The sequence below is a fragment of the Bordetella genomosp. 7 genome (assembly GCF_002261265.1).
Lineage (GTDB): Bacteria > Pseudomonadota > Gammaproteobacteria > Burkholderiales > Burkholderiaceae_B > Bordetella_A.
Map to the genome: position 1 here is coordinate 254750 of NZ_NEVK01000001.1, position 26903 is coordinate 281652.

A 26903-nucleotide genomic window follows, 5' to 3' on the forward strand; every position below is an offset into this window, starting at 1 on the left:
CCATGCCGACACTCCTGCGACTGCTGCGCATTCTTTATGTGGCATTCCGGTACGGGCTGGACGACCTGGTGTTGTCCAGCCTGGACCGTCCCCTGGCCCGCGGCCTGCGCTGGACGCTGCGCCTGGGCATGCGCCCGCGCGCCCCACGCGGCCTGAGGCTGCGGCGCGCGCTTGAATCGCTGGGCCCCATCTTCGTCAAGTTCGGGCAGATGCTGTCGACGCGGCGCGACCTGATCCCCGCCGATATCGCCGACGAACTGGCGCTGCTGCAAGACCGCGTGCCGCCGTTTCCCTCGGCCCAGGCCGCCGCCTGCATCGAGACGGCGCTGGGCGCGCCGCCGTCCGAGCTGTTCGCGCAATTCGAAGTGGACCCGGTGGCGTCCGCATCTATCGCCCAGGTGCACTTTGCCGTGCTGCACGACGGCCGCGAAGTGGCCGTGAAGGTGCTGCGCCCCGGTATGCGCGAAGCCATCGAGCGCGACCTGTCGCTGCTGCGCACCGTGGCGCGCATCATCGAGCGCACCGGCCCCGATGGCCGCCGCCTGAAGCCGCGCGAGGTGGTGGCCGAATTCGACAACTACCTGCACGACGAACTCGACCTGGTGCGCGAGGCCGCCAACTGCAGCCAGCTGCGGCGCAACTTCGATCCGGCTTCCGGGCGCGGCGAGCTGCTGATCGTGCCCGAGGTCATCTGGGAATACACCGCGCCCACCGTATTCACCATGCAGCGCATGTATGGCATACCGGTGGGGCAGGTAGACCGCCTGCGCGCGGCCGGCATCGATATCCCCAGGCTCGCGCGCAGCGGCGTCGATATCTTCTTTACCCAGGTGTTTACCGACGGCTTCTTCCATGCCGACATGCATCCGGGCAACATCTATGTGTCGGACCAGCCCGAAACCCTGGGCCGCTATATTGCGCTGGACTTCGGCATCGTCGGTTCGCTGTCCGAGTTCGACAAGAACTACCTGGCCCAGAACTTCCTGGCCTTCTTCCATCGCGACTACCGCCGCGTCGCGCAACTGCACATCGAATCGGGCTGGGTGCCGCCGGATACCCGCGAAGAAGCGCTCGAAGGCGCCGTGCGCGCCGTGTGCGAGCCGTACTTCGACCGTCCGCTGGCCGAGATATCGCTGGGGCAGGTGCTGTTGCGCCTGTTCCAGACCTCGCGCCGCTTCAATGTCGAGATCCAGCCGCAACTGGTGCTGCTGCAGAAAACGCTGCTCAACGTCGAGGGGCTGGGCCGCCAGCTGGACCCGAACCTTGATCTCTGGAAGACGGCCAAGCCGTATCTCGAGAATTGGATGCGCCAGCGCATGGGCCTTGACGGCCTGCGCAAGTCGCTTGCCAAAGAAGCCACGCAATGGTCGCAGATTCTGCCGGCCCTGCCGCGGCTCGTGCATGAACAGCTCAGCCGGCCCAACGTAGATCCGTTGGTGCTGCTCGAGCTGGCCCGCCTGCGCCAGACGCAGGAACGGGGCAATCGCCTGCTGGCCGTCGTGGCGGCCGTGCTGGCGGCAGCAGTGGGGGTGGCCCTGTGGGCGTTACAACGCTGACCCGCTGATTCGCCGCGCCGCGCTGTCATGAGTTCGTCATCGGGCTGTCATGACAGTTTCGCGCGGTGCGGCGATAAATAACCCTGCGCGAATAACGTGCGAGGTCCGAGCCGTAGCTACCGGTACGGCATTTTTTGAAAGTCATTAAAGCCCCACGCGGGACCAACAAGGGCACACCATGCTTTATCCTGAACTATTCAAGACCATGGAAGCCGTGCGCTGGAACATGGCAAGCGACATACCCTGGGACGATTTCGACGGCAGCAAGCTGTCGGATGAGCAGGCGTATACCATCAAGATGAACGCCATCACCGAATGGGCGGCGCTGCCGGCCACCGAGATGTTCTTGCGCGATAACCGCGGCGACAGCGATTTCTGCGCGTTCATGTCGGTATGGTTCTTCGAAGAGCAGAAGCATTCGTTGGTGCTGATCGAATACCTGCGGCGGTTCCGTCCCGAGCTCGTGCCCACCGAAGAAGAGCTGCACAAGGTGCGCTTCGAGTTCGACCCGGCGCCCGAGCTCGAGACGCTGATGCTGCACTTTTGCGGCGAGGTGCGCCTGAACCACTGGTACCGGCGCGCCGCCGAGTGGCATACCGAACCGGTCATCAAGGCGATATACCAGACCATCTCGCGCGACGAGGCGCGCCATGCCGGCGCGTACCTGCAATACATGCGCCGCGCGTTGCACGAGCGCGGCGACCGCGTCAGCGAGCAGGCGCGGCTGTCATTCTCGAAGATCGGCGTGCTGATGGCCTCGGCCAGCCGCACGGCGCAGGCCATGCACCCCACCAACCTGCATGTCAACAAGGATCTCTTCCCCAACGACACCGTGCAGTCGCGCCTGCCCGACCCGGGCTGGCTGGAGCACTGGCTGGACACGCAGATTCGTTTTGACGGCGCCTGGGAACAGAAGGTGGCCAGCCGCATTCTGCATATCCTGTCCACCCTGATGGGCCGCACCTTCGAGACCGTGAAGGACCTGAACCGTTTCCGCAAGGAAATGGTCCAGCAGTCGGCCCGCGACGGGCAATCAGGGCTGATTCTGCCTGCCGGCGCCTGAGCGCGCCGCGGGCGGCGGGGCGCGGCGTACAATCGCCGCATGTCCGCCGCCCGCTTCGAATCCAAGATACTGTCCCGCGACGCCTGCGTCGCCGCCATTGCCCAGGGCACACTGCCCAGGCCGCTGGTGTTCACCAACGGCGTGTTCGACATTCTGCACCGCGGGCATGCCACCTACCTGGACCAGGCCGCGCAATTGGGCGCGACGCTGGTCGTGGCCATCAACACCGACGATTCGGTGCGCAGGCTGGGCAAGGGCAGCGACCGCCCCCTGAACCGCCAGGAAGACCGCGCCGCCTTGCTGGCGGCGCTGGGCTGTGTCGGCGCGGTGACGATGTTCCATGAAGACACGCCGGTCCAGATCATCGGCCAACTGCGCCCCGACATTATCGTGAAGGGCGGCGACTACGATATGGAAAAACTGCCCGAAACCGCGCTGGTGCGCAGTTGGGGCGGACGCGCCGTCGCCATTCCGTTCGAGTTCGAACGCTCGACCACGTCGCTGGTGAAGAAGATCCGCGCCGGCGGCTGAGCGCCGTACGCCCGCGGCCGCTTACCTGCCGGGGGCGGGCAGCCGCAGCATGCGGTTGATGGCTTCGAGGTCGGCCTCGGCCAGGATGCCGCCCACCGCCTTCAGGCGCAGCCCGTCGAGCAGCGTGCGATAGCGGGCCTGGGCCAGGTCGCGCTGTGTGGCATACAGCTGCTGCTGCGCATTGAGCACGTCCAGGTTGATGCGCACGCCGATCTCGTAGCCTGTCTGGTTGGCCTGTACGGCCGCGCGGCTGGAGTTTTCGCCGGCTTCCAGGGCCGCGATGCGCGCCAGGCCCGACACGACGCCCGTGTAGTACTGCCTGGCCTCTTGGACGGCCTGACGGCGCGCGGCTTCGTAGTCTTCGCGCGCTTTTTGCTGAAGCTGGACTTTTTCGGTGACCTGGGAAGATACGCCGCCGCCCGAGTAAATGGGCACGGACAACACCAGCCCGATGGAACTGTCGATGGCGCGGCCGCCAGCGGCTTCGCGGTGCTGGCCTTCGGCGCTGCCGCTGGTGGCGCGCAGGCTCAGGGTAGGGTAGTGGCCGCTGCGCGCCACCTGGATTTCACGCTGCGCGATCTGCGTCTGCAGCTGCGCCCGCGCCACGGCCAGGCTGGCCGATTCGGCCTGCGTGGACCAGTCGGCCATGCGGGCGGGCTGGGGCGGCGGCAGGCGCACGCCGGCCGGCAGTTCGGCCAGCGCGCCGGGCTGCTGGCCGATGATCTTGGCCAGTTCGTCGCGCAGCACGGTCAGGGTGTTCTGCTGCAGCAGTTCCTGGGCCACGATCAGGTCGTAGCGCGCCTGGGCCTCGTAGGTGTCGGTGATGGTGGCGTTGCCCAGCTCGAAATTGCGCTTGGCCGCTTCCAGCTGGGCCGCCACTGCCGCTTTTTCGCCTTCGGTGGCGGCCAGCGTGTCTTGCGCGGCCAGCACATTGAAGTAGGCGTCGGCCACCCGCAACAGCAGGTCCTGGTAGGCCTGCTGCAACTGCAGTTCGGCATCGGCCACGCCCAGCCTGGCCTGTTCGTAGCGCTGCCAGCGCGAGCCGTCGTACAGGGGCTGGCTCAGTACCAGGCCCCAGCCCGCCCGGCTGCCGTCGCGGGCGCGCGACGAGATATTGCGGGTGGCGCGGGTTTCGTCGTAGCCGCCGATGATTTCGGCATTGACCGCGGGCAGCAGGTCGGCCCGCGCCTGCGGTAGCTGTTCGATAGAGGCGCGGTAATTGGCGCGCGCCGCGGCGTAGAGGGGGTCGCTGGCCAGTGCGGCGCGCCAGATCTGCAGCAGGTCTTGCGCGGCGTGCGCCGCGCTGGCCATGCCTGCGGCAAGCACCAGTATCAGTGAAACCGCAAGCGACCCGGGGCGCATGCGCGAGGGAATCAGAACTTGAACTGCGAAACCGTGACCCCGCGCAGCGGCTTGACCACCGTCTCGAACAGGTTGACGGTTTCGAAGCTGGCGGCGGTAGTGCGGGTGATGCGGCAGGCGGTCATGATGGGCGCCTGGCCCACGATGACGACCAGGCGTCCGCCCACGCGCAGTTGGTACTTGAGCGAATCGGGCACTGCGGGCACCGAGCCGGTGACCAGGATGGCGTCGTATTCGGTCGTGCCCCAGCCGTTGCGGCCGTCGCCGGTTTCGACCTTGACGTTGGTGACGTTGTTCAGTTGCAGGTTCTGCTGGGCGAAGGCGACCAGCCGGCTGTCGATCTCGACCGAGGTCACCTGCTGGGCCAGGTGCGCCAGCAAGGCCGCCTGGTACCCGGAACCGGTGCCGATTTCGAGCACGCAATCGGTGGGCGTGAGCTGCAGCTCTTGCGCCAGGCGGGCTTCTACCTTGGGCGCCAGCATGACCTGCCGGGTGTCCACGGCGTTGATCTGCAGCGGCAGTTCAAGATCGGAGAACGCCAGGGCGCGCAAGGCCGGCGGCACGAACTGCTCGCGGCGCACGGCGGACAAGGCATCCAGCACCTTGGAATCGAGCACGTTCCAGGGGCGGATCTGCTGCTCAACCATGTTGAAGCGGGCGATTTCTACGTCGGGCAGGGTCGAAGCGTTCATGACGGCACAGGGAAAATCAGACAGACCAACCGCACATTGTACTGATTCGTTGCATTCCTGGGGTGCGGCCCCGTAGGGCCGGACCGGTCTTACCACCAGGCGTGGAAATGATGGGTGGGGCCGTGGCCCGAGCCGACCTGCAGGCGGTCGGCGTGGCGCAGCGCCTCGGCCAGGTAGGCCTTGGCCCGCCGGGCCGCCTCGGGCACGTCTTCGCACTGCGGCAGCAGGGCCGCCAGGGCGGCCGACAACGTGCAACCCGTGCCATGGGTATTGCGCGTGTCGATCCGGTAGCCCGGCAATTCGATCATGCGGTCGCCGTCGTGCAGAAGATCGACCGTGTCGTTGCCGGGCAGGTGCCCGCCCTTGAGCATGACCCAGCGCTGGCCGGAATAGGCCATGATGTTGCGCAGCCGCTCGGCCACGCGGCGCATTTCTTTCAGGGTCTCGACGGGCCGCTCTTCGAGCAGCACGCCGGCCTCGGGCAGGTTGGGCGTGAGCAGCGTGGCCAGGGGCAGCAGCGCCTCGCGCAGCGCGCCGACGGCTTCGCGTTCGAGCAGCAGGTCGCCGCTCTTGGCCACCATGACCGGGTCCAGCACCACGTGGGGCGGCTGCCACCGGGCCAGTTTCTCGGCCACTACCAGGGTGACCGGCTGCTGGCCCAGCATGCCGATCTTGACGGCGTCGATATGCACGTCGGCGAACACGGTGTCGATCTGTTGGCCGACGAAGGCGGGCGGCACCGGCGCGATGCCCGTGACGCCCTGGGTGTTCTGGGCCGTGAGCGCGGCCACTACGGCGCAGCCGTAGGCGCCCAGCGCGCTCATGGCCTTGACGTCGGCCAGCACCCCGGCGCCGCCCGAGGGGTCCACCCCGGCAATGCTGAGAGCGTTGGGAATACGTCGCCCGCTCTCTGGCGACAGGACCGCCCCGTTCATTTTGGAGCGCCTGTGATCAGGCCTTCGGTGGGCGAGCTGGGCGCGCCGCTATACAGTTTGCGCGGCATGCGCCCGGCGCGGAACGCGTCGCGGCCCGCTTCCACGGCTTTTTTCATGGCGGCCGCCATCAGCAGCGGGTCTTGCGCGGCGGCGATGGCGGTGTTCATCAGCACGCCGTCGCAGCCCAGCTCCATGGCGATGGCCGCATCGGATGCCGTGCCCACGCCCGCGTCGACCAGCACCGGCACGCGCGCCTGGTCGATGATCAGGCGCAGGTTCCAGGGGTTGAGGATGCCCATGCCCGAGCCGATCAGCGAAGCAAGCGGCATGACGGCCACCACACCCAGGTCTTCGAGCATGCGGCACTGGATCGGGTCGTCGGTGCAATACACCATGACCTTGAAGCCCTCGGCCACCAGGGTCTTGGCGGCCTGCAGCGTTTCGGGCATGTTGGGAAACAGGGTGTGCGGGTCGCCCAGCACTTCGAGCTTGACCAGGTCGTGGCCATCGAGCAGTTCGCGGGCCAGGCGCAGTGTGCGCACGGCGTCGTCGGCGGTGTAGCAGCCGGCGGTGTTGGGCAGCAGCGTGAATTGCGATGGCGGCACGTAGTCGAGCAGGCTGGGTTCGCCGGGGTTCTGGCCGATGTTGGTGCGGCGGATGGCGACGGTGACGATCTGCGTGCCGCTGGCGTCCAGGGCGGCGCGGGTCTGTTCGAAGTCTTTGTACTTGCCGGTGCCTACCAGCAGGCGCGAGTGGTATTCGCGGCCGGCGATGGTCAGGGTGTCAGGAGCGGTCATGGTGATGCGTGCGGATGAAAATGACGGCGGCCCATGTTGCGGGCGTTCCGAGGGGATGTCTGTGGCCTCATGATAAAGCATGGCGGCTGGGATGGACGTGGGGCCGTTGGCGGTTCTTGCGTGCCTTTCGGCGTGCGGCCATGCGGGGCGGCGCACGTGCGTCGGGCTCGGGCGCATGCAGGCGCCCTCGGCCGGCTGCGCCGGCTGCCCCGCCGCCCAACGCGCCGCCCCGCATGGCCGCACGCCGAAAGGCGGGCGTGGCCCGCCGCTGCGATGGCCTGGCGGGGGGCTTCGTCCTGGAGACGGGTTTTTCGGGATGCGCGCGAGTATTCGGGATGCGCGAGTAATTACCGGGAAGCCTGGCGGGTTTGTTCCAGGGCATCGCACAGGCGTTCGGCGGCGTCCACCAGGCGCGGGCCGGGGCGGTACAGCGAATCGGCGTCCAGGCCGTATACATGGCCTTGCAGGGCGGCCGGCAGGCCGTGGCGCTGCCAGGCGGCGAGGCTGGCGTGCGTGTCCTGCGGGGCGACCGTGCCCACGAGCACGGCGTCGGGCCGGGCGGCAAGCACGCTTTCCACGGAAACCTGGGGGGCCAGCACGCCGGCCTGGGCAAATACGTTGACCCCGCCGCACAGGCGCACGGCATCGCTGACGATGCTGGCGCCGTTGAGCGTGTATACGGGCTGCAGGCCCGCCTGGATAAAGACACGCACGGGCGGGCGGCCGGCATAGCGGTCCGACAGCGCCCGCAGGCGGGCCCGCAGGTGGGCGGCGGCGGGCGTTGCCCGGGCCTCGGTGCCGAACAGCCGTCCCATGGCCTGGACGGCGTCGGGGATGGCGGACAGCGTGCGCGGGTCGCTGTAGTACACCGGCACGCCCATGCGCCGCATCAGGTCGCCCAGGGGGTCGGGGTGGGTGGGCTGCCACGCGATCAGCAGGTCGGGCCGCAGAGCGGCCGCGCTTTCCAGGCTGGGGCGCATCGCATCGCCTATCGAGGGCAGGGCGCGCGCGTCGGGCGGATGGTCGCTGCCTTGCGCGGTGCCCGCCAGGTAACGGCCCGCGCCGGCGGCGTAGACGAGTTCGGTGGCGTGCGGGGTGATGGTGATGGCACGCCGCGCCGGATGAGGCAGGGTCAGCTCGCGCCCCTGGTCGTCATGCACCGTGATGCCGGCCCGCGGGGTGTCGGCGGCCGGGGCGGCCGTCGCCAGCCAGCCGGCGAGCGCGCCGGTGACGATGACGGCCCCCCGCCGCGCTACGGCGGGCCGGGGGCGGGGCGAAAGGGCCGGGGCGGCGTTGCCTGGCACGTCAGTAGCGGATGGTGAGCGCGGCCTGCACATTGCGGCCCGCCGCGGGGTACAGGTTATAGGGGCCGCTTGCGCCCGTGCTGCCCGACCGGATGCCGTAGGTCGCGTACTCGCGGTCGAAGAGGTTGTTGACGGCAAGCGTGGCCGATATGTGCCTGGTGAACGCATAGCCCACTTTGCCGTTGACCAGCACGTAGTCGTCGAGCTGCTTGTCGAACTGGTTGGCCTGGTCGTTGTCCATGCGCGCCTTGCCCACATATTGCGCCGCCACGCTGACGAACAGCCGCTCGTCGGGCCGCCATGTGGCGCCCAGGTTGGCCATCCACTTGGGCACCAGCGGCACGGTGTTGCCGGCCAGATCCACGCCGTTATAGGTGCCCGACCGGAACTGCGCCTGCAGCCACGTGACGTTGGCGTCCAGCGCCAGCTCGCGCGTCAATGCGTGGCGCCCTTCGAGTTCCACGCCCTGGCGTCGCGTGGGCGACAGGTTGACGTTCGAGAACGTGACCGGGTTGTACTGGATCTCGTTGTCGAGATCGTAGCGAAACCACGTGAGCCGCGCACTGGACTGGCCATCCTGCCACAGGATGCCCAGCTCTTTGTCCACCGATGTCTGCGGTTTCAGGGGAGTGGCGACATACAGGGCCTCGTCGGAATTGGCCAGCCGGAAGCTGCGCCCGATCTTGCCGTACGCGGCATAGCCGTTGCCGATTTCCTGTCGCATGGCCAGCTGCCAGGCGCCCAGGTGGCGGGTCTCGTCGGAATTGCCGCTGAAGCCCGACACGGTTTCCAGGCGGTCGCGCGCGTATTGGCGGCGGCCTCCGAGCGTAATGCGGGTGGTGTCGGTGGCCTGCAGCTGCACTTCACCGAACACCCCGTGCTGGCGCTGCTCGGCGCGCCACCTGTCCGGCACGGGCGAGAACGAATAGGCGTTGGTGGCGTCGAGGTTGCTCTCCAGCATGTCCACGCCCGCGATCAAGGCGTGCCGGCCCGCCACGGGCAGGTGGTAGCGCAGGCTGCCGGTCGTCTGGTCCAGGTCCTGGGTGCGGGTGGTGTCGCCGAAGGGGCTGCCGGTAAAGCCGTGCAGCGATTTGTCGCGCTGGCCCAGTTCGGCATACAGCGTGCCGGCGCCCGCCTGCTGTTCGACCTGCACGCCAAAGGCATCGGTCTGCGTCTTGATGTAGTCGTCGGGCGTGGAGGTGCCGCGCGGGTCGTCTTCGTATTCGTTCAGGCCGGTGGCCGGATCGACGCGGCGCGGGCCGGGCAGCCCCAGTTTCTGGCGCGTGGTGCGGGCATACAGGCGCACCTGCCCGCTGTCGTGAGCGAAGCCCAGCGACACGCCGCCGCTGTCGCGGCTTTCGCGGTTGTTGTCGCGGTAGTTGTCGGTACGCAGCGTCTGGCCGTACACATCCACCGTGACATGTTCGTTCTGCAGGCCGATGGCCGCGTCGAGCTGGTGCAGGCCGTAGCTGCCCACCGTGCCGGTAGCACTGGCCGCCACGGGCTGGCCGTCGGCATTGCCGCGCCGGGTGACGATGTTGATCACGCCGCCGGTGGCGCCGCCGCCGTATTGCACCGACCCGCTGCCGCGCACGATCTCGATGCGTTCGATGCGCTGCAACGGCACGGTGCCCAGGCCCGGCGTGGACAGGTCGTTGTTGTTTTGCGGAATGCCGTCGATCAGGATCAGCGTATTGCTATGGCCGGTCAGCCCGAAGCCGCGTATATCCACGGCCGCCTGCTCGGCGGCGCCGGTGCTGTTGATCACGTGGATGCCGGCCTGGGTCGACAACAGTTCCTGCACCGTGACGGCGCTGCTGGTGCGGATCTGCTCGGCCGTCAGTACCGATACCTGCACCGGCTGGTCGCGGGCCTGCAGGGGCACGCGCGATGCGGTCACCGTAACGGGGTCCAGCTGTGTGATGGAGGGCGGGGCAGAAGGGGATTGCTGCGCGGCGGCCATCGCAGGCGCTGCGCACATGACACCGGCGGCGCGCCGGAGCAAACGGGATTTCATCTTATGAACCTCGGTGTGACGCGCGACCCCGCACGTCGTTCAAGGGAAGGGCGCGCCGTGGGCGCGGCCCCGTGTGTCGAACCGGCCGGTATCGGGCTGCCATGCGGCGCGTGGCGCGGCATGGGGACCGTTGCGGGGGCAGCACAGGCCGGGCGCGGACGCCTTCCTGTTTCCCGTTTAAGCCCGGCGCGCGTGGGGCGCGCCGGAACACCAGTTCGGCCCGCACTGTAGCACTGGCGGGCGGGCCGCGACCCATTTTGTTACCATCAAGCGTAGGTTTTCAGGCGTTTTTTGCCTTTTTCGCCACATATTTCCGAGAGTTTCCGTGCCGCATCCCCGCCTGCCTTATCCGCCATCGTCCTATACCCGCGGCGGCGACTTCGTCCGCCTGCTGGAGCAACGCATCCTGATCCTGGACGGCGCCATGGGCACCATGATCCAGCGATACAAGCTCGGCGAAGCCGACTTCCGCGGGGAGCGTTTCGCCGAACATGGCAAGGACCTCAAGGGCGACAACGAGTTGCTGTCGCTGGTGCGGCCCGACATCATCGATGAGATCCACCGCCAGTACCTTGAGGCCGGGGCCGATGTCATCGAAACCAATACCTTCGGGGCCACATCGGTGGCGCAGGGCGACTACGGCCTGCCCGAACTGGCCTATGAACTGAACCTGGCCTCGGCCCGACTGGCCCGCGCCGCCTGCGATGCCTACAGCACGCCCGACAGGCCGCGCTTTGTGGCGGGCGCGCTGGGCCCGCAACCCAAGACCGCGTCGATCTCGCCCGATGTCAACGATCCCGGCGCGCGCAACATTACTTTCGACGAACTGCGGGTGGCGTACACCGAGCAGCTGAACGGCCTGCTCGATGGCGGCATCGACATCGTGCTGATCGAGACGATCTTCGATACGCTGAACGCCAAGGCCGCCATCTTCGCCGTGGAATCCGTGTTCGAAGAGCGGGGCGTGCGGCTGCCGGTCATGATCTCGGGCACCGTCACCGACGCGTCGGGCCGCATCCTGTCGGGCCAGACGGTCGAGGCGTTCTGGAATTCGGTGCGGCACGCGCGGCCGGTCACGATCGGGCTGAACTGCGCGCTGGGCGCCGCGCTGATGCGGCCGTATGTGGCCGAGCTTGCCAAGCTGTGCGACACCTATGTATGTGTGTACCCCAACGCGGGCCTGCCCAACCCCATGGCCGAGACAGGCTTCGATGAAACGCCGGCCGATACATCCGGCCTGCTGGAAGAGTTTGCCCGTGCGGGCCTGGTGAACATGGCCGGCGGCTGCTGCGGCACCACGCCCGATCACATCCGTGCCATCGCCGACAAGGTGGCCAGCCTGACCCCGCGCCAGGTTCCCGAGGTGCCCGTCAAGACGCGGCTGTCGGGCCTGGAACCTTTGAACATCGACGAAGACTCGCTGTTCGTCAACGTGGGCGAACGCACCAACGTGACGGGCAGCAAGATGTTCGCGCGCCTGATCCGCGAGGAAAAATACGACGAGGCGCTGGCCGTGGCCCGCCAGCAGGTCGAGAACGGCGCGCAGATCATCGATATCAACATGGATGAGGCCATGCTCGATTCGGTGGCCTGCATGCGCCGCTTCCTGAACATGATCGCGTCCGAGCCCGACATTGCGCGCGTGCCGATCATGATCGACAGCTCCAAGTGGGAAGTGATCGAGGCCGGCCTGAAATGCGTGCAGGGCAAGGCGGTGGTGAACTCGATCTCGATGAAAGAAGGGGTCGAGGCGTTCCGGCACCACGCCCGCCTGTGCCGCCGCTATGGCGCGGCCGTGGTGGTGATGGCGTTCGACGAGACCGGCCAGGCCGATACGCTGGCCCGCCGCCAGGAAATCTGCGGGCGCGCCTACCGCATACTGGTGGACGAAGAACAGTTTCCGCCGGAAGACATCATCTTCGACCCCAACGTGTTCGCCGTGGCCACCGGCATCGACGAGCATAATCACTACGCCATGGACTTCATCGACAGCGTGCGGTGGGTGCGGCAGAACTTGCCGCATGCGCGCCTGTCGGGCGGCATCTCGAACGTGAGCTTCTCGTTCCGCGGCAACGAGCCCATGCGCGAAGCCATCCATACGGTGTTCCTGTATTACGCCATACGCGAAGGCCTGACGATGGGCATCGTCAACGCGGGCCAGCTGGGCGTGTATGCCGACCTGGACGCCAGGCTGCGCGACCTGGTCGAAGACGTGATCCTGGATCGCGCCGAACCGGTAGGCAAGACAGGCGACGACGACGACCGCACATCCACCGAGCGGTTGGTGCAGTTCGCCGACACCGTCAAGGGGTCGGGCGCCAAGAAGGAAGAAGACCTTGCATGGCGGTCGGGCACGGTGGAAGCGCGCCTGTCGCACGCGCTGGTGCATGGCATCACCACCTACATCGTCGAAGACACCGAAGAAGTGCGGCAGAAGATCGCCGCGCGCGGCGGCCGCCCCATCGAGGTGATCGAAGGCCCGCTGATGGACGGCATGAACGTCGTGGGCGACCTGTTCGGGGCGGGCAAGATGTTCCTGCCGCAAGTCGTGAAATCGGCGCGCGTCATGAAGCAGGCCGTCGCGCACCTGATTCCTTTCATCGAAGAAGAAAAGCGCCAGATCGCCGCGGCCGGCGGCGACGTGCGCGCCAAGGGCAAGATGGTGATCGCCACCGTCAAGGGCGACGTGCACGACATCGGCAAGAACATCGTATCGGTGGTCTTGCAATGCAATAACTTCGAAGTCGTGAACATGGGCGTGATGGTGCCCTGCGCGCAGATCCTGGAAAAAGCCAAGGAAGAAAAGGCCGACATCGTGGGCCTGTCGGGCCTGATCACGCCCAGCCTGGAAGAAATGGCCTACGTGGCCTCGGAAATGCAGCGCGACCCATACTTCCGCGAGCGCAAGATTCCGCTGATGATAGGCGGGGCCACCACCAGCCGCGTGCATACCGCGGTGAAGATCGCGCCGAACTACGAAGGGCCGGTGGTCTATACCCCGGATGCCAGCCGCGCGGTGGGCGTGGCCGCCAACCTGGTGTCCGACCAGGCCCAGGCGTTTATCGACGACATTGCCGAAGAATACGAACAGGTGCGCCGCCGCCACGCCAACCGCAAGGCCACGCCGCTGGTGTCGCTGGAGGCGGCCCGCGCGGCGCGTCCGCAGATCGACTGGGCCAGCTATACACCGCCGCGCCCGAAGTTCATCGGCCGGCGCGCCTTTAAAAGCTACGACCTGGCCGAGATCGCCAAGTATCTGGACTGGACGCCGTTCTTCCAGACCTGGAGCCTGTTCGGCCAGTTTCCGGCCATTCTGGACGACAAGGTGGTGGGCGAACAGGCCCGCAAGGTATATGCCGACGGCCAGGCCATGCTCAAGCGCATCATCGAGGGCCGGTGGCTCACCGCCAACGGCGCCGTGGCCTTCTACCCGGCCAATACGGTCAACGACGAAGACATCGAGGTATATACCGACGATACGCGCAGCGAGGTGCTGTTCACCTACCGCAACCTGCGCCAGCAGGGCGTCAAGCGCGAGGGTGTCGCCAACAAGTGCCTGGCCGACTACATCGCTCCCAAATCCAGCGGCGTGGCCGACTACATAGGCCTGTTCGCGGTGACGGCGGGCCTGGGCATCGAGAAAAAAGAAGCCGAGTTCCAGGCCGCGCTGGACGACTATTCCAGCATCATGCTCAAGGCGATGGCCGATCGCCTGGCCGAAGCGTTCGCCGAGTGCCTGCATGCGCGCGTCCGCCAGGATTTGTGGGGCTACGCGCCCGACGAAGCCTGGACCAACGAAGACATGATCGCCGAGAAGTACGTGGGCATCCGCCCGGCGCCGGGGTATCCGGCCTGCCCCGAGCACGTGGTCAAGCGCGACATGTTCCGCGTGCTGGACGGCGACGACATCGGCATGCAGCTGACCGACAGCTATGCCATGTACCCGGCTTCAAGCGTGTCCGGCTTCTACTTCAGCCATCCGCAGTCGCAGTACTTCAACGTCGGCAACATCGGCGCCGACCAGCTCGCCGACTACATCGCGCGCAGCGGGCGCAGCGAAGAAGACGTGCGCCGCACCCTGGCCAGCAGCCTGGGATAGCCTGGCCGCCGGCCAGACAGCCGGCACGCACGCGGCGTGTCCCGGCAGGCGCCGGGCACACCGTGTTGCGCCGGGGGCTGTGTCGTTTACCCAAGGGGGTGTCTGACACCTTTGGAGTCAGACACCAGCGCAGCGGTTACCAGTGCAGCGGTGTGACGCCATCCGTGGACTTTGGTGTCTGACTCCCAGCGGGTGTCAGACACCGCCACGCGCAAGGCGACTTCTGGGACTTTGGTGTCTGACTCCCACCGGGTGTCAGACACCGCAACGCGCCAGGCGACTTCTGCGCATGTGCCGGGACTTTGGTGTCTGACTCCCACCGGGTGTCAGACACCGCCACGCGCCGGGCGACTTCTGCGCATGTGCCGCGGCGCGCCCGGGGCTGTGTCGTTTACCGGATAAGATTAGCGTTTGCCACGGCCGTATCACGTTCGATTCTTCATCCTGTATGCCGCCGCCCGCCAGCCAGCTGGAAAGTTCCGCCCGTCGCCGCCAGGCGCTGGGCGAGTTCGTGCGCGCCGCGCGTGCCCGCATTACGCCGCAGATGGCGGGGCTGCCCGAAGGCTCGCGGCGCCGCACGCCGGGGCTGCGGCGCGAAGAGGTGGCGCAGCTGTGCGGCATCAGCGTCACCTGGTACACCTGGATCGAGCAGGGGCGCGAGGTATCGGTGTCGCCGTCAGTGTGGGCGCGCATTGCCGGCGTGCTGCAGCTGGCGCGCGCCGAACGCGCCTATCTGTTCGAACTGTCCGAATGCGCCGACCCCCAGCACCCGCGCGACGACTCCAGCGAAGCGGCCGGCCTGCTGCGAGAATGCGTGGATGCGATTACCGCCCCCGCTTATGTGCTCGACCGCGCCTGGAACGTGCTGGTGCACAACGATTCCATGCGCGAGCTGTTCGACGACTGGCCAGTGCGGGATCCCCACCCCAACTTGTTGCGGTACATCTTCCTGGACCCGGCGGCGCGCCAGCTGGTGGTGGACTGGGACCAGCGCGCTCGTCGGGTGGTGGCCGAGTTCCGCGCCGATGCCGGCGCGCACCTGGATGAAACCGACGTATTGGCCTTGCTGGACGAACTGAACCGCGACAGCGACGTGTTCGCCCACTGGTGGACGCGCCATGCCGTCGTCGAGCGCGAAGGCGGCGTGCGCGAATTCCAGCACCCGCGCCTGGGCCGACTGGCATATCGCCAGACCACCTTTCGCCTGGCCACCCATCCCGACCTGAAACTGGTGATGCTGCTCGAAGGCGCGTGAAGTCCGTCCCGCGGGCCACGGCCGCAAGTTCAGTCGGGCAGGCCCGCTTCCAGCAACCCGTCGATCAGCTTGCGTACCGGCGCGGGCAGCGCCATGCCGGGCAGGTCCGCCGCGCCCGCCCAACGCTGCGCCGGCCCGGGCTCGGCCAGGGAAGCCGCCGGCTGTACCGGCACATACCAGGGCTTGATATGCAGGCGGTAATGCGTAAAGGTATGCGCGAACGCTGCGAGCTCATAGCGCCGCAGCGGCTGCAGGCCCAGCCGCTGCACGGCCTGCGCGGGATCGCTGCCCGCCTCGAATTCCGGCAGGCTCCATAGCCCGCCCCAGATACCGGGCGAAGGCCGCAAGTGCAGCAGGATCGCACCATCGCGCTGCAACACCAGCATGCCCGTCTGGCGCTCGGGGATCGCCTTGCGTGTCTTGGGCGTGGGCAGCTCGGCCTGCCGGCCTTCGCGGCGCGCCACACAGGTGTCGGCCAACGGGCAGTGCCCGCAATCCGGCTTGCCGCGCGTACAGAGCGTCGCGCCCAGATCCATCAGCCCCTGCGTATACGCGGCCATGTCCAGCCTGGGAGCGGCCGCCACCTGGGCCTCGGCCAATGCCCACAGGCTTTGTTCGACATCACGGCGCGCCGGGTCGCCTGCGATGCCGAAGTGACGGGTGAATACGCGCTTGACGTTGCCGTCCAGAATGGGCGCCCGCTCGCCATATGCAAACGCCGCAATGGCCGCCGCCGTCGAGCGGCCGATTCCGGGCAGGGTGGCGATCTGTTGGGCAGTGGGGGGAAACCGGCCGTTCCACTCGTTCACGACCGCCTGTGCACAGCGATGCAGATTGCGCGCCCGTGCGTAATAGCCCAGGCCGGCCCAATAGGGCATCACCTCGTCCTGCGACGCAGCCGCCAGCGCGGAGACATCCGGAAACCGCTCGAGAAAGCGCTGGTAGTAGGGGATGACCGTGGCCACCTGAGTCTGCTGCAGCATGATCTCAGACAGCCAGATCCGGTAGGGGTCTTGCGTGCCCTGCCAGGGCAGGCCATGGCGGCCATGACTGCGTTGCCAGGCAACGATGCGGGAGGCGAAATCCATGGGCGGAATTATCGCACTACCGGACCGCAATCCCTTTCGACGGGCGGCGAGTTGAAGCAGGGCAGCAAATGGACGTTGATCAGTCCATCTGAATATCCAGCCGCTTGACGACCGGACGCCAGAGCTCAAGTTCGTCGGCCATGATCCGGGCTGAGGCGACTGCGTCGTTCGGAAACGGCGTGGCGCCTACTTCAATCAATTTAGTGGTGAAGTCAGGCTCTTTCGTCATGGCAAGCACCGCATCCTGGATTTTCTTGACCACGGCTTGCGGGGTCTTGGCCGGCACCATGACGCCGTACCAGGAGTCGAGTACGGCATTCTTCACGCCACCCTCGCCAAATGTCGGTACATCCGGAATCGACGGAGCGCGTGCTTCCGATGCGACGCCGAGTAGTCGAATTTTGCCGGCCGAGACGTGAGACATCACGTTGGGGAGATTTACAAATAACGCCTGAACTTCGCCAGATAGCAGATCGGCCGTGGCGGGCGCAGCGCCCTTATAGGGGATATGGGTCAGCTTGACCTTCGCGCGGTCCTGGAACACTTCGCCAACCAGGTGGTTGATCGAACCTATGCCAGCCGAGCCCATATTGATGGCGCCAGGATTCGACTTTGCATACGCGACGAATTCGTCCAGGGTATTGGCCGGCGTATTCAGGGAAACGGCCAGTACATTCGGCACCGCAGCAAAGGTGGCGACGGTGATCAGGTCTTTATTGCTATCGAAATCCAGGTTTTTATACAGCAGGGGTTGCAAAACCTGCCCCTGGGTGCCTACTAGTAGGGTGTATCCATCCGCGGGCGCCTTCACGGCGTAACTCGTTCCAATGATGCCGCCGGCCCCAGGACGGTTGTTGACGATGACGGGCTGCCCCAGGTACCCCGCCAGTCTTTCGGCAATGATGCGGCCCATGAGGTCTACCGTTCCGCCCGGGGCGAAGGGGACGACGAGCGTAATGGGTTTGCTGGGATAATCCTGGGCGTTGGCATGGAATGAAAGCGCCAGTGCGACGATTGCTGCAAGCTTCTTGAACATGGTTGGGTTTCCTCTTGTCTCTTTGATCATCTGCGGTTGTGGCACGGCAGAAGGCGTGCGTGTCGGAGTACCGGGCTTGCTCAGTTCAGCCCGACCATTGCGCTGCTGATGACGCTCGCATCGTTGCGGCTGTTGCTATCTGTGCCCTGCGAGCTTGCAGCCATGTGCTCTGTTCGCCAACGACGGTTCTGGCATCTTCGAGAAGGCTCATGGTCTCTGCGGCGGCGGTGCCTCCCGAAGACGTACGTGAACTGACAAACGCCCGGGCGTCGAGGCTTTCCCGAATAACGGCGCTCGACAGGCCGGGATCGGCTACGTTTAGTTCTCGCGCGGCTTCACTTAACAGCTCAGCGGTGACGCCATCTCGGGAAACGTCCCTTTCGGAACATAGGCGTACCAGGCGCGCCACCAAGCTGTGCGCTTCACGGAACGACAGGCCGCTGCTGTGCACGATCCGGTCGGCGAGGCTGGTCGCGGTCGACCAGTTGGATTCCGCGGCTCGGGCCATCCGGTTTTCGTGCACGGTCAAACTTTCGATCATCCCGGTCATCAGGTCCAGGCAGCCGTTCGTATCGGCGAATGCTTTGTCAAGCAACGGTAGCTCGCGCATTACGACATCGCCTGTGCCTTCCGCGCGGAAGGTGGCCAACGCTGTCGTGAGCCAGGTCGTGGCGCCCCCGGCGGCAAACTTTACGACTTCGAGTCCGGCCGGGTTCTTCTTTTGGGGGAAGATCGAACTGGTGCCGCAGAATGCGTCGGCGGTTTCTACAAACGCAAACTCATGCGCCGACCACAGGTGAAGATCAGTGGCCAGGTCGTTGAGCGTGGACATCACGAATGACAGTGCTGAGGCCACCTCTGCCGCGTAATAGGCTTCGCGCGCCAGCTTGGCGTTTGCGATGATCCCGTCGAAGGCCAGCAGTTCGGTGGTGCGCTGCCGGTTGATCGGCCAAGCCGTGCCGGAAAGACCTGCAGCACCGAGAGGATTCAGGTTCAGTCGCGTGAACGCGCTGCGCAGCCGGTCGAAATCATCCGACAGCTTTGTGCTGAACGACAGCAGATAATGCCCAAAATTGGTGGGGTGGGCATGCTGCATGCATGTATACCCGGGCATCAGCGTACCGACTTGCCTGGATGCAAGGTCAAGCAGGGCGTCTTGCAGACGGATGATTAGGTTGAACGTATCCAGCAGCAGGCGCCGTTTGTACAGGCGACGTACCGTCGGGCCCTGATCCAGACGGCTGCGCCCGGTGTGCATTCTTCCGCCTACCGCCTCGCCGATCTGCTGGAAAAGATAGCTTTCGACCTGCAGCAAGAAGCTGCCCCGCATGGGATCGATAGGGAAGCTCTCGGGCCCCAGCGCCACGATATCCTGGAGCGTGGACAGAATCAGCCGCGCGTGGGTCGGTTCGAGAATGCCCTGCTCGGCGAGCATGATCGTATGCGCGATATCAACCTGCAGGTATTCATGGAACTGCAGCAGTTCTCGCTCCAGGTGGGGGCGCTCGAAGTACTTCACCATCAAATCAGAGGGCGCTGAAGTCAGTCGTGCCTCGACGAGGGTGCGTGTTGGTGCAGGCGGTTCGGCCCATTGGTTCACAACATCTTCTCCATGCAGATATTCCTGGGCATTACTTGGCTTGCAATGGCAATGCCGGGAATTGACTGCAGAGCACTTTATTTTCTATAAGGTCATTCGTCCAATTAATTTTGATCGGCGATTTTGATAAGTTCGGCTGATGAGGCGCGCATGGAAATACGTCAGATCGAAGCATTTGTCTCAATTGCGACCCTACGGAACTTCCGGGTCGCAGCGAACCGGTTGCACATTACGCAACCGGCCGTTTCCATGCGACTGGCTTCGCTGGAACGCGAACTTGGCGTGGACCTCATTGACCGCAGCGGTGGCGATGTTCAGCTGACACCAAAGGGGATGCAGCTGCTGCAACTCGCCGAGCACCTGCTCGACACCACGGCTGAACTGAAGACATTGGCATCCGGCGGCGAACGCAAACTACAGCGCGTTCGTATTGGCACGACCAGTACCATCGTGAATGCCTGGATCGTGGATCTGTTCAAGGAAATCGAACGCGACTTGCCGCACCTGACTGCAGAGCTGATGGTGGATACGTCGCCACGGCTGCGTAGCCTGCTTGAGCGCGGCGAGTTGGACTTGGCGATCATCATGGGAAACACATTGAGCGCAGGGGTACGCAACCTGCTGCTTGCCCGCTACGAAACGCGATGGGTAGTCAGCAGGCAATTGCGGCTTCCCAAGGCCGCCTCGCTGGCCGACATGGCGCAGCATCCGATCATGACCTATGCACGGGACTCGGCGACGTACGGTGCCATCGAAGAACTGTTTCGCAACAACGGACTGTGGCCAATCCGCATCAGCTGCACCAATTCAGCCGAAGCCTTGCTGGGTATTGTGAAAGCAGGCATGGGCATTGGGATCATCAGTGAGGCATGCGTAGGCGCCGCGCAGGATGCCAGGTCGCTGCGGATCATCGAAGGGGCTCCCGCGCTGCCCGTCTACGAATATTTCGCCTCCTACCACGTGGACTCCGTAGGCCGCGTGGGGATGATGGTCGCCGAACTGGCCCAGCGGGTGTGCTGGGAGCATGCGGCACGAAAGAAGTGAGCTTCAATCGCCGTCTGAACCGCCGCTAGTCGCAAGCCCGACGCGGCTCCGACAGCAACCGAAACCTGGCGCCGCCCTCGCACCTGGCCGCCCCCCGATATGCCATCGGGTTCCGTCCCTATTGCATCCCCCCGAGTCCCCGGGTACAACCCTGATAGAACAACGGCACTTTCGCCCGTTCCGGTCCGCCGCGGCTTCACAAGAGCCGGCAGGCGACACCGGGCCGGACATCCAAGACCCTCGGAGTAGACATGAATGCCCCACTGACGCCCGCACAACATGCGGCGCTCGCTTCTGTCCAGCTGGACGACAAATACACCCTGGAAACGGGCCGCGCCTGGATGAGCGGCATCCACGCCCTGGTGCGCCTGCCCATGATGCAGCGCCTGCGCGACCTGCGCGCCGGCCTTAACACCGCGGGCTTCGTCTCGGGGTACCGTGGGTCGCCGCTGGGCGGCGTCGACCAGAACATGTGGAAAGCCGCCAAATACCTACAGGCGCATCACATCGAGTTCCAGCCGGGCATCAACGAAGACCTTGCCGCCACTGCTGTCTGGGGCACCCAGCAGGTCAACCTGTTTCCCGGCGCCCGCTATGACGGCGTGTTCGGCATGTGGTACGGCAAAGGCCCCGGCGTGGACCGCAGCGGCGACGTCTTCAAGCATGCCAACGCCGCCGGCACATCGCCGCACGGCGGCGTGCTGGTCGTGGCCGGCGACGACCATCCGGCCAAGTCGTCGACATTGCCTCACCAGAGCGACCACATCCTCAAGGCGTGCATGATTCCCGTGCTGTTTCCGGCGAGCGTGCAGGAGGTGCTGGACTACGGGCTGCACGGCTGGGCAATGAGCCGCTACGCGGGCGTGTGGGTGGGCATGAAATGCATCACCGATATTGTCGAAGTGTCCGCGTCTGTAGACGTCGACCCGCATCGCGTACAGATCGCCCTGCCTGGAGATTTCCAGCTGCCGCCCGACGGCCTGAACATCCGCCTGAACGACACTCCGCTGCAGCAGGAGGCCCGGCTGCTCGACTACAAGCTGTATGCGGCGCTGGCCTACGCACGCGCCAATCGGCTGAACCGCGAGCTGTGGCATGTGCCGCAAAGCGCGGCCCGGTTCGGCATCATGACTTCCGGCAAAGCCTATCTGGATACGCGCCAGGCGCTCAGCGACCTGGGCCTGACCGAAGACGTGTGCCGCCGTATCGGCGTGAGGCTCTTCAAGGTGGGCATGGTATGGCCCCTGGAAGCCACGGGCGTGCAGCATTTTGCCGAAGGGCTGGACGAGATCCTGGTGGTGGAAGAAAAGCGCCAGGTTCTCGAATACCAGCTGAAAGAAGAGCTGTTCAGCTGGCTTGGCACGGGCAAGAAGATTCCGCGGGTGGTGGGCAAGTTTGACGACAAGGACGGCGGCGAATGGTCGGTGCCCCAGGGCAATTGGCTGCTGCCGGCGCATCATGAGTTCACGCCCGCCATGGTTGCCAAGGCAGTGGGCGCCCGCCTGCTGCGGCTCGAACTGCCCGAAGACGTGCGTGCGGGTATCCAGGCCCGGTTGGCCTTCATCAGCGAGCGCGAACAGGCGCTGGCCCGGCCGCGCGTGGTGACCGAACGCAAGCCCTGGTTCTGTTCGGGCTGTCCGCACAACACCTCGACCCGCGTGCCGGACGGGTCGCGCGGCATGGCGGGTATCGGCTGCCACTATATGGTGACGTGGATGGGCCGCAATACGCAGGTCTACACGCAGATGGGCGGCGAGGGCGTGCCGTGGATAGGCCAGGCTCCCTTTACCGACGAGAAGCACGTCTTTGCCAACCTGGGCGATGGCACGTACTACCATTCCGGCCTGCTGGCCATACGCGCCGCCGTGGCGGCCAAGGTGCCCATCACTTACAAAATACTGTTCAACGATGCGGTGGCCATGACGGGCGGCCAGCCGGTGGATGGCCCCATCGATGTGCCGATGATCACGCGCCAGGTGGCTGCCGAGGGCATCGAGAAAATCGTGGTGGTGACCGACGAGCCCGAAAAGTACCAGGGCGTGACCACGCTGGCTGCCGGCGTGCCGGTGCGCCATCGCGACGAGCTTGACGCCGTCATGCGCGAATTGCGCGACTACCCCGGCGTGTCGGTGCTGGTGTACGACCAGACCTGCGCCACCGAAAAGCGGCGGCGCCGCAAGCGCAACGCCTACCCCGATCCGGCCCGGCGCGTGGTGATCAACGAGCGTGTATGCGAAGGCTGCGGCGATTGTTCCGAGCAGTCGCATTGCCTGTCGGTCGAGCCGCTGGAAACTGAATTCGGCCGCAAGCGCACCATCAACCAGTCCAGCTGCAATAAAGACTTTTCCTGCCTGAAGGGCTTCTGCCCCAGCCTGGTTACTGTTGAAGGCGGGCGCCTGCGCAAGCCCCGTGCGCTGCAGCAACAGGCTCCCATCGACGCCGACCTGCCATCGCCGGCCTTGCCGTCGCTGGACCAGCCGTACGGCGTGTTCGTCGCGGGCGTGGGCGGCACGGGGGTCGTGACCATCGGCCAGCTGCTGGGCATGGCCGCGCACCTGGAAGGCAAGGGCGGCTCGGTGCTCGATATGGCAGGCCTGGCCCAGAAGGGCGGGGCCGTGGCCTCGCATGTAATACTGACCCCGACTTCGGACGAGCTGTTGAATACGCGCGTGGCCATGGGCGAGGCCGACCTGGTGCTGGCCGGCGATCTGGTCGTGGCCGCGGGCCAGGATTCGCTGGCCCGCATGCGGCCCGGCCGCACGCGCGTGCTGCTCAACACCGATGTCGCGCCGACGGCGGCATTCGTCAACAATCCCGACTGGCGTCTGCCGGGCTCGGACCTGCAGGCCGAATTGCGGGCCGCCTGCGGCAACGAGAACGTCGCCATGCTCGACGCGGCGGAACTTGCCGTGGCGCTGCTCGGCGACGCTATCTATGCCAACCCCATGATGCTGGGCTATGCCTACCAGAAGGGCTGGCTGCCGCTGGGGCAGGACGCGTTGCTGCGGGCCATCGAGCTCAACGGGCAGCAGGTGCCGGCCAACCAGGCGGCGTTTGCCTGGGGGCGGCGTGCCGCGCATGACCTGCCCGCCCTGCGACGGCTGGCCGGGCTGGATGCCGCCGCGCGCGCCGACGAGACCGATGGCATTGTGCAGGTGCGGCGCGGGCAGCCGGCGGATGTCGTCGATATCAAGCGGCCCAGCGGAGAGCTTGAAAACCTGGTGGCCGTGCGCAGCAGTTTTCTTACGGCCTATCAGGATGCGGCGTACGCGACGCGCTACCGCGATCTGGTGCAACGCGTGGCCGAGGCGGAACAGGCGGCTACCGGCACCACCCGGCTCGCGGCCGCGGTGGCCCGCTACTACTTCAAGCTGATGGCGTACAAAGATGAATACGAAGTCGCGCGGCTATATACCGACGGCGAATTCATCAAGCAGGTCCAGGCCCAGTTCGAAGGCGACTGGAAGCTGCGGCTGCATCTGGCGCCGCCCCTGTTGGCGCGGCGCGATGCCCAGGGCCATCTGGTCAAGCGCGCCTACGGGCCCGGCATTCTGAAGCTGTTTGCCGTGCTGGCGCGGTTGCGTCGCCTGAGAGGCACCGTGCTGGATGTCTTTGGCTATACCGCCGAGCGCCGCGCCGAACGTGCCTTGATCGACACCTACCGCAACGACATCCTGGCCATTCTGCCCAAACTCAGCCGGGCCAACCTGGATCGCGCGGTGGAACTGGCAAGCCTGCCAGAAACCATACGCGGGTACGGGCACATCAAAGAAGCGGCGATGCAGCGGGCGGCCGCCCGGCGCGCCGAACTGATGCAGGGGTTCAGTGCGCCGGTGCTGCCGATCGACGGGGTGCGGGCGGCCTGACGCCGGCCTCAGCGCGCGGGCGGGGCGAAGCGTTCGACCCGGGGCGGCGTATGGGCCTTGGCCTGGGCCGTTTGCGCCGCCGCCTGTTCGCGCCGGGCGATCAAGGCTTCGGCCTTGTGGTGGTGGGGGGCCAGCTTGCGCACCATGACACGTCCGTCGCGCGGAAAGTAGCCGATGCGGCGGGCGTGCACGTCGCCCAGGTCTTGCGCCAGCACAGGGATGCCCTCGAGGCGCAGGTAATTAAGCACGAAGCGCGCATTGCGCTCGCCGATGTTCATCTGCTGCATGGCGCTCAGCACGGCGCCGCCGCCGAACACCTTGGCCTCGAGGCGCTCGCGCGCGGCCCCGGCCTTGAGCAGTTCGTTGATCAACACTTCCATCGCGTAGGCGCCGTAACGCATGGTGGCCGAAGCGGGCGCCTCGATGTCGCCCTCGGGCAACATAAAGTGGTTCATGCCGCCCACGCCCGTGAGCGGGTCGCGGATGCACGCCGCCACGCAGGAGCCGAGCACGGTGGAAATCATGATGTCTTCGCCGGCCGCAACGTAATACTCGTTGGGCAGCACCTTCACCGCCGGGCATTGGAAGGCGCTATCAAAATAGTGACGAGTCGCGCGGGCGTCGAGGCGTGGGGGCATGGAAGGGCGGGGAAGGGGGCCGCGCACAGCGGCAAGAAGCCACAGCTTGGCAAGCCGGTAATGTTAGCAAATTTGTTTTATGTAAATAAAAATGAATAAAAGGCGGGTGGAGCAGAGGAGCCCGCGCCGTTTACACGCCCGCCGGGCAAGCGGGCGGACGTTATGCGTCCCTATTTAATTCGGGCAGCTGCGGGCCAGCCGATGCCCGCACTATAGCGGCGGCGTCGGCTGGCCTTTTGGGGCAACAAGCGGCTTAAAACCGTGTACTGCGCGTGACTGACCAGCGGGCGGCCAGCGCCCCCAGGATGCTGGCGCCCGCCACCGCAACAGCCAGGACTGGCGCGCCCGGCAGGTGCAAGGCGAATTCGGCTCCGTAGCTGCGGGCTAGCCCTTGCAAGGCGTTGTTCAGCGGCGTCAGCGCCAGGGCGGCCGCGCCGATGGCCGCCAACGCCGCCAGCGCGCCCGACAGGGCGCCCAGGTAGAGAAAGGGGCGCCGCACGAAGGATTCGGTGGCGCCCACCAGGCGCGCCACGGCGATTTCTTCGCGCTGGAGCATGGCCTGCATGCGCACCGTGTTGAACACGGCCGCCAGCACCACGGCCGCCACGCATGCGGCCAGGAACAGCAGGCCCACCCGTGCGAACCTCAGGATGGCTTCGAGCCGCTGCACCCAGGCACTGTCGAGTTGCACCTGGTCGACGTGCTCCCACTGGCGCCATACCTGGGCCAGCTGGCTGGCGCGCTGGGCCAGCTGCTCGCCTTCGGTCAGGGTGGCGACCACGGCGTCGGGCAGGGGGTTGTCCGGCAACACCGCCAGGGCCTGGTCCCAGGTGGGGTTGTTGCGCAGCGCGGCCAGCGCTTCGTCGCGCAGCACCACACGCACGCCCTGCAGCTGGTCGCCATGCTCGGCGCGGATGCGCTGCGCGATGGACTCGGCCGCGCCCGCCGGCGCCTGGGTCTGCAGGAAGAGGGTGACTTCCGGCGTGACCGACACCTGGCGCGCCACGGGCTGCGCGGACACCAGGACCGCCGCGCCCAGCAGGGGCAAGGCCAGCGCCAGCGTCATGACCAGCAAGTTGGCCAGGGTGGAAAAAGGTTGGGCCGCCAGACGGCGCAGTGTGACGGTCAAGGCATAGCGATGCTGCCGCAGCCAGGATTTCATGCGGAGGCTCCCGAATCGTAGAACTTGCCCGGCTCCAGCCGCAGCATGCGGGTGGCATAGCGGGACAACAGGGCCTCGTCGTGCGAGGCGATCAACGTGGTGACGCCCACGCGGTTGAAGTCGCGGAACACATTCAGGATGCGTTGCGCGGTGTCGTGGTCGAGGTTGGCGGTGGGCTCGTCGGCGATCAGGATGGCGGGCCGGTTGACGATGGCGCGCGCGATGGCCAGGCGCTGTTGTTCGCCCCCGGACAGCTCGATGGGGTTCATGTCTTCCTTGCCCGCCAGGCCCACCTTGTCGAGCGCGGCGCGCGCGCGGCTGCCGGCCGCCTCGGGCGACTGGCCGATGACGGCCAGCGGCAGCATTACGTTCTGGAGCGCGCTGCGGTCATACAGCAGATGCGTATCCTGCAGAATGACGCCGACGGCGCGGCGCAGGTATGGCCGGGCCCGGGCGGGCAGCTTGTCCAGCCGCTGCCCATTGACCTGGATGGACCCCCGGCTGGCGGGCTCCAGCCCGCCTATCAGCTTGAGCAGGGTGGACTTGCCTGCGCCGGATGCCCCCGACACGAAGATGAACTCGCCGGCGCTGACCCGGAAGTTGATGTCGGCCAGGATGTTTCGGCCGCGCCCATACGATTTGAAGACGTGCTGGAATTCGATCATGGCGGCTGTTGAGAATGAAGCAGCAATAGTACAGCGCGGGTAAGGGCGCGGACATCGTGCCGCGACGCATTTTTTGCGTCCCTTTTTTTCATTTAAACCGTCAAGGGATTTCCCCCATGTCCCCGAATAACCTCAACCTTTACCATGCCGGCGATGCTTGACGCGCCGTGTCTTACCTCTTGGCGCATTGGGC

The 26903-nt window shown here is 66.1% G+C and carries 19 protein-coding genes; 7 read left to right on the top strand and 12 right to left on the bottom strand.

Annotation, left to right across the window (positions count from 1 at the left end; translation table 11 throughout):
* Positions 1–2: 2 nt before the first annotated feature.
* The 3 genes from ubiB (at position 3) to rfaE2 (ending at position 3150) form a co-directional block, all read left to right on the top strand.
* Positions 3–1556 carry a ubiquinone biosynthesis regulatory protein kinase UbiB gene (ubiB, locus tag CAL19_RS01215; RefSeq protein WP_026639438.1) on the top strand — a complete coding sequence of 518 codons (1554 nt, stop codon included), beginning with the start codon at positions 3–5 and terminating at the stop codon, positions 1554–1556.
* Positions 1557–1734: 178 nt separating this feature from the next.
* A complete protein-coding gene (locus CAL19_RS01220; protein WP_026639437.1) occupies positions 1735–2619 on the top strand; it encodes a ferritin in 885 nt (294 codons plus the stop codon).
* Positions 2620–2658: 39 nt separating this feature from the next.
* Positions 2659–3150, top strand: a complete 492-nt coding sequence (gene rfaE2 / locus CAL19_RS01225) for a D-glycero-beta-D-manno-heptose 1-phosphate adenylyltransferase (RefSeq protein WP_094795794.1) — start codon at positions 2659–2661, stop codon at positions 3148–3150.
* A 21-nt stretch (positions 3151–3171) separates the two neighbouring features.
* Here the strand turns inward: rfaE2 and CAL19_RS01230 are convergent, their stop codons facing one another.
* From CAL19_RS01230 to CAL19_RS01255, 6 genes are all read right to left on the bottom strand, one after another.
* Positions 3172–4512: a TolC family outer membrane protein gene (locus CAL19_RS01230; RefSeq protein ID WP_026639435.1), complete on the bottom strand. Its 1341-nt coding sequence runs from the start codon at positions 4510–4512 to the stop codon at positions 3172–3174.
* 11 nt (positions 4513–4523) lie between these two features.
* Complete coding sequence (locus CAL19_RS01235) at positions 4524–5204, bottom strand: protein-L-isoaspartate O-methyltransferase family protein (RefSeq protein ID WP_094795795.1); 681 nt, start codon at positions 5202–5204, stop codon at positions 4524–4526.
* An 89-nt stretch (positions 5205–5293) separates the two neighbouring features.
* On the bottom strand, positions 5294–6139 hold the full coding sequence (thiD, locus tag CAL19_RS01240) for a bifunctional hydroxymethylpyrimidine kinase/phosphomethylpyrimidine kinase (RefSeq protein ID WP_026639433.1): 846 nt from the start codon (positions 6137–6139) through the stop codon (positions 5294–5296).
* Positions 6136–6936 carry a thiazole synthase gene (locus CAL19_RS01245; RefSeq protein ID WP_026639432.1) on the bottom strand — a complete coding sequence of 267 codons (801 nt, stop codon included), beginning with the start codon at positions 6934–6936 and terminating at the stop codon, positions 6136–6138. The genes thiD and CAL19_RS01245 overlap by 4 nt, the downstream gene beginning before the upstream one ends.
* 347 nt (positions 6937–7283) lie before the next feature.
* The gene (locus CAL19_RS01250; protein WP_432759157.1) at positions 7284–8171 is read right to left on the bottom strand and encodes a cobalamin-binding protein; all 888 of its coding nucleotides are present in this window, start codon (positions 8169–8171) and stop codon (positions 7284–7286) included.
* A gap of 70 nt (positions 8172–8241) precedes the next feature.
* Positions 8242–10257 (bottom strand): TonB-dependent receptor, encoded by a 2016-nt coding sequence (locus CAL19_RS01255; RefSeq protein ID WP_094795797.1) that lies wholly within the window; start codon positions 10255–10257, stop codon positions 8242–8244.
* Between the two features lie 325 nt (positions 10258–10582).
* On the opposite strand from CAL19_RS01255, the gene metH reads away from it, so the two are divergent.
* The gene (gene metH, locus CAL19_RS01260; protein ID WP_094795798.1) at positions 10583–14356 is read left to right on the top strand and encodes a methionine synthase; all 3774 of its coding nucleotides are present in this window, start codon (positions 10583–10585) and stop codon (positions 14354–14356) included.
* A 448-nt stretch (positions 14357–14804) separates the two neighbouring features.
* Positions 14805–15611, top strand: coding sequence for a helix-turn-helix transcriptional regulator (locus CAL19_RS01265; protein ID WP_038852273.1), 807 nt, complete (start codon positions 14805–14807; stop codon positions 15609–15611).
* A 29-nt stretch (positions 15612–15640) separates the two neighbouring features.
* Here the strand turns inward: CAL19_RS01265 and mutY are convergent, their stop codons facing one another.
* From mutY to argH, 3 genes are all read right to left on the bottom strand, one after another.
* Entirely contained in the window at positions 15641–16708 is a 1068-nt protein-coding gene (mutY, locus tag CAL19_RS01270; RefSeq protein WP_094795910.1) for an A/G-specific adenine glycosylase, read from the bottom strand.
* 70 nt (positions 16709–16778) lie between these two features.
* On the bottom strand, positions 16779–17735 hold the full coding sequence (locus tag CAL19_RS01275) for a Bug family tripartite tricarboxylate transporter substrate binding protein (protein WP_094795799.1): 957 nt from the start codon (positions 17733–17735) through the stop codon (positions 16779–16781).
* A gap of 85 nt (positions 17736–17820) precedes the next feature.
* Complete coding sequence (gene argH / locus CAL19_RS01280) at positions 17821–19335, bottom strand: argininosuccinate lyase (RefSeq protein ID WP_249276235.1); 1515 nt, start codon at positions 19333–19335, stop codon at positions 17821–17823.
* Between the two features lie 150 nt (positions 19336–19485).
* On the opposite strand from argH, the gene CAL19_RS01285 reads away from it, so the two are divergent.
* Together CAL19_RS01285 and CAL19_RS01290 are read left to right on the top strand one after the other, a co-directional pair.
* Positions 19486–20379: a LysR family transcriptional regulator gene (locus tag CAL19_RS01285; protein WP_094795801.1), complete on the top strand. Its 894-nt coding sequence runs from the start codon at positions 19486–19488 to the stop codon at positions 20377–20379.
* A gap of 251 nt (positions 20380–20630) precedes the next feature.
* The gene (locus CAL19_RS01290) at positions 20631–24245 is read left to right on the top strand and encodes an indolepyruvate ferredoxin oxidoreductase family protein (protein ID WP_094795802.1); all 3615 of its coding nucleotides are present in this window, start codon (positions 20631–20633) and stop codon (positions 24243–24245) included.
* Positions 24246–24253: 8 nt separating this feature from the next.
* Here the strand turns inward: CAL19_RS01290 and cheD are convergent, their stop codons facing one another.
* The 3 genes from cheD to CAL19_RS01305 form a co-directional block, all read right to left on the bottom strand.
* Complete coding sequence (cheD, locus tag CAL19_RS01295; protein WP_026639421.1) at positions 24254–24883, bottom strand: chemoreceptor glutamine deamidase CheD; 630 nt, start codon at positions 24881–24883, stop codon at positions 24254–24256.
* A 253-nt stretch (positions 24884–25136) separates the two neighbouring features.
* The gene (locus tag CAL19_RS01300) at positions 25137–26045 is read right to left on the bottom strand and encodes a cell division protein FtsX (RefSeq protein WP_026639420.1); all 909 of its coding nucleotides are present in this window, start codon (positions 26043–26045) and stop codon (positions 25137–25139) included.
* Complete coding sequence (locus CAL19_RS01305) at positions 26042–26710, bottom strand: cell division ATP-binding protein FtsE (protein WP_026639419.1); 669 nt, start codon at positions 26708–26710, stop codon at positions 26042–26044. Before CAL19_RS01305 ends, CAL19_RS01300 begins: the two co-directional genes overlap by 4 nt.
* Between the last annotated feature and the right edge of the window lie 193 nt (positions 26711–26903).

Excerpts from the sequence above, each read along its gene's own strand:
- cheD (WP_026639421.1), bottom strand. The coding sequence starts at position 24,883 with ATGCCCCCACGCCTCGACGCCCGCGCGACTCGTCACTATTTTGATAGC.
- CAL19_RS01300 (WP_026639420.1), bottom strand. The coding sequence starts at position 26,045 with ATGAAATCCTGGCTGCGGCAGCATCGCTATGCCTTGACCGTCACACTG.
- ubiB (WP_026639438.1), top strand. The coding sequence starts at position 3 with ATGCCGACACTCCTGCGACTGCTGCGCATTCTTTATGTGGCATTCCGG.
- CAL19_RS01255 (WP_094795797.1), bottom strand. The coding sequence starts at position 10,257 with ATGAAATCCCGTTTGCTCCGGCGCGCCGCCGGTGTCATGTGCGCAGCG.
- CAL19_RS01285 (WP_094795801.1), top strand. The coding sequence starts at position 19,486 with ATGGAAATACGTCAGATCGAAGCATTTGTCTCAATTGCGACCCTACGG.
- CAL19_RS01275 (WP_094795799.1), bottom strand. The coding sequence starts at position 17,735 with ATGTTCAAGAAGCTTGCAGCAATCGTCGCACTGGCGCTTTCATTCCAT.
- CAL19_RS01235 (WP_094795795.1), bottom strand. The coding sequence starts at position 5,204 with ATGAACGCTTCGACCCTGCCCGACGTAGAAATCGCCCGCTTCAACATG.
- CAL19_RS01305 (WP_026639419.1), bottom strand. The coding sequence starts at position 26,710 with ATGATCGAATTCCAGCACGTCTTCAAATCGTATGGGCGCGGCCGAAAC.
- CAL19_RS01230 (WP_026639435.1), bottom strand. The coding sequence starts at position 4,512 with ATGCGCCCCGGGTCGCTTGCGGTTTCACTGATACTGGTGCTTGCCGCA.
- CAL19_RS01265 (WP_038852273.1), top strand. The coding sequence starts at position 14,805 with ATGCCGCCGCCCGCCAGCCAGCTGGAAAGTTCCGCCCGTCGCCGCCAG.
- CAL19_RS01245 (WP_026639432.1), bottom strand. The coding sequence starts at position 6,936 with ATGACCGCTCCTGACACCCTGACCATCGCCGGCCGCGAATACCACTCG.
- rfaE2 (WP_094795794.1), top strand. The coding sequence starts at position 2,659 with ATGTCCGCCGCCCGCTTCGAATCCAAGATACTGTCCCGCGACGCCTGC.
- thiD (WP_026639433.1), bottom strand. The coding sequence starts at position 6,139 with ATGAACGGGGCGGTCCTGTCGCCAGAGAGCGGGCGACGTATTCCCAAC.
- CAL19_RS01290 (WP_094795802.1), top strand. The coding sequence starts at position 20,631 with ATGAATGCCCCACTGACGCCCGCACAACATGCGGCGCTCGCTTCTGTC.
- CAL19_RS01220 (WP_026639437.1), top strand. The coding sequence starts at position 1,735 with ATGCTTTATCCTGAACTATTCAAGACCATGGAAGCCGTGCGCTGGAAC.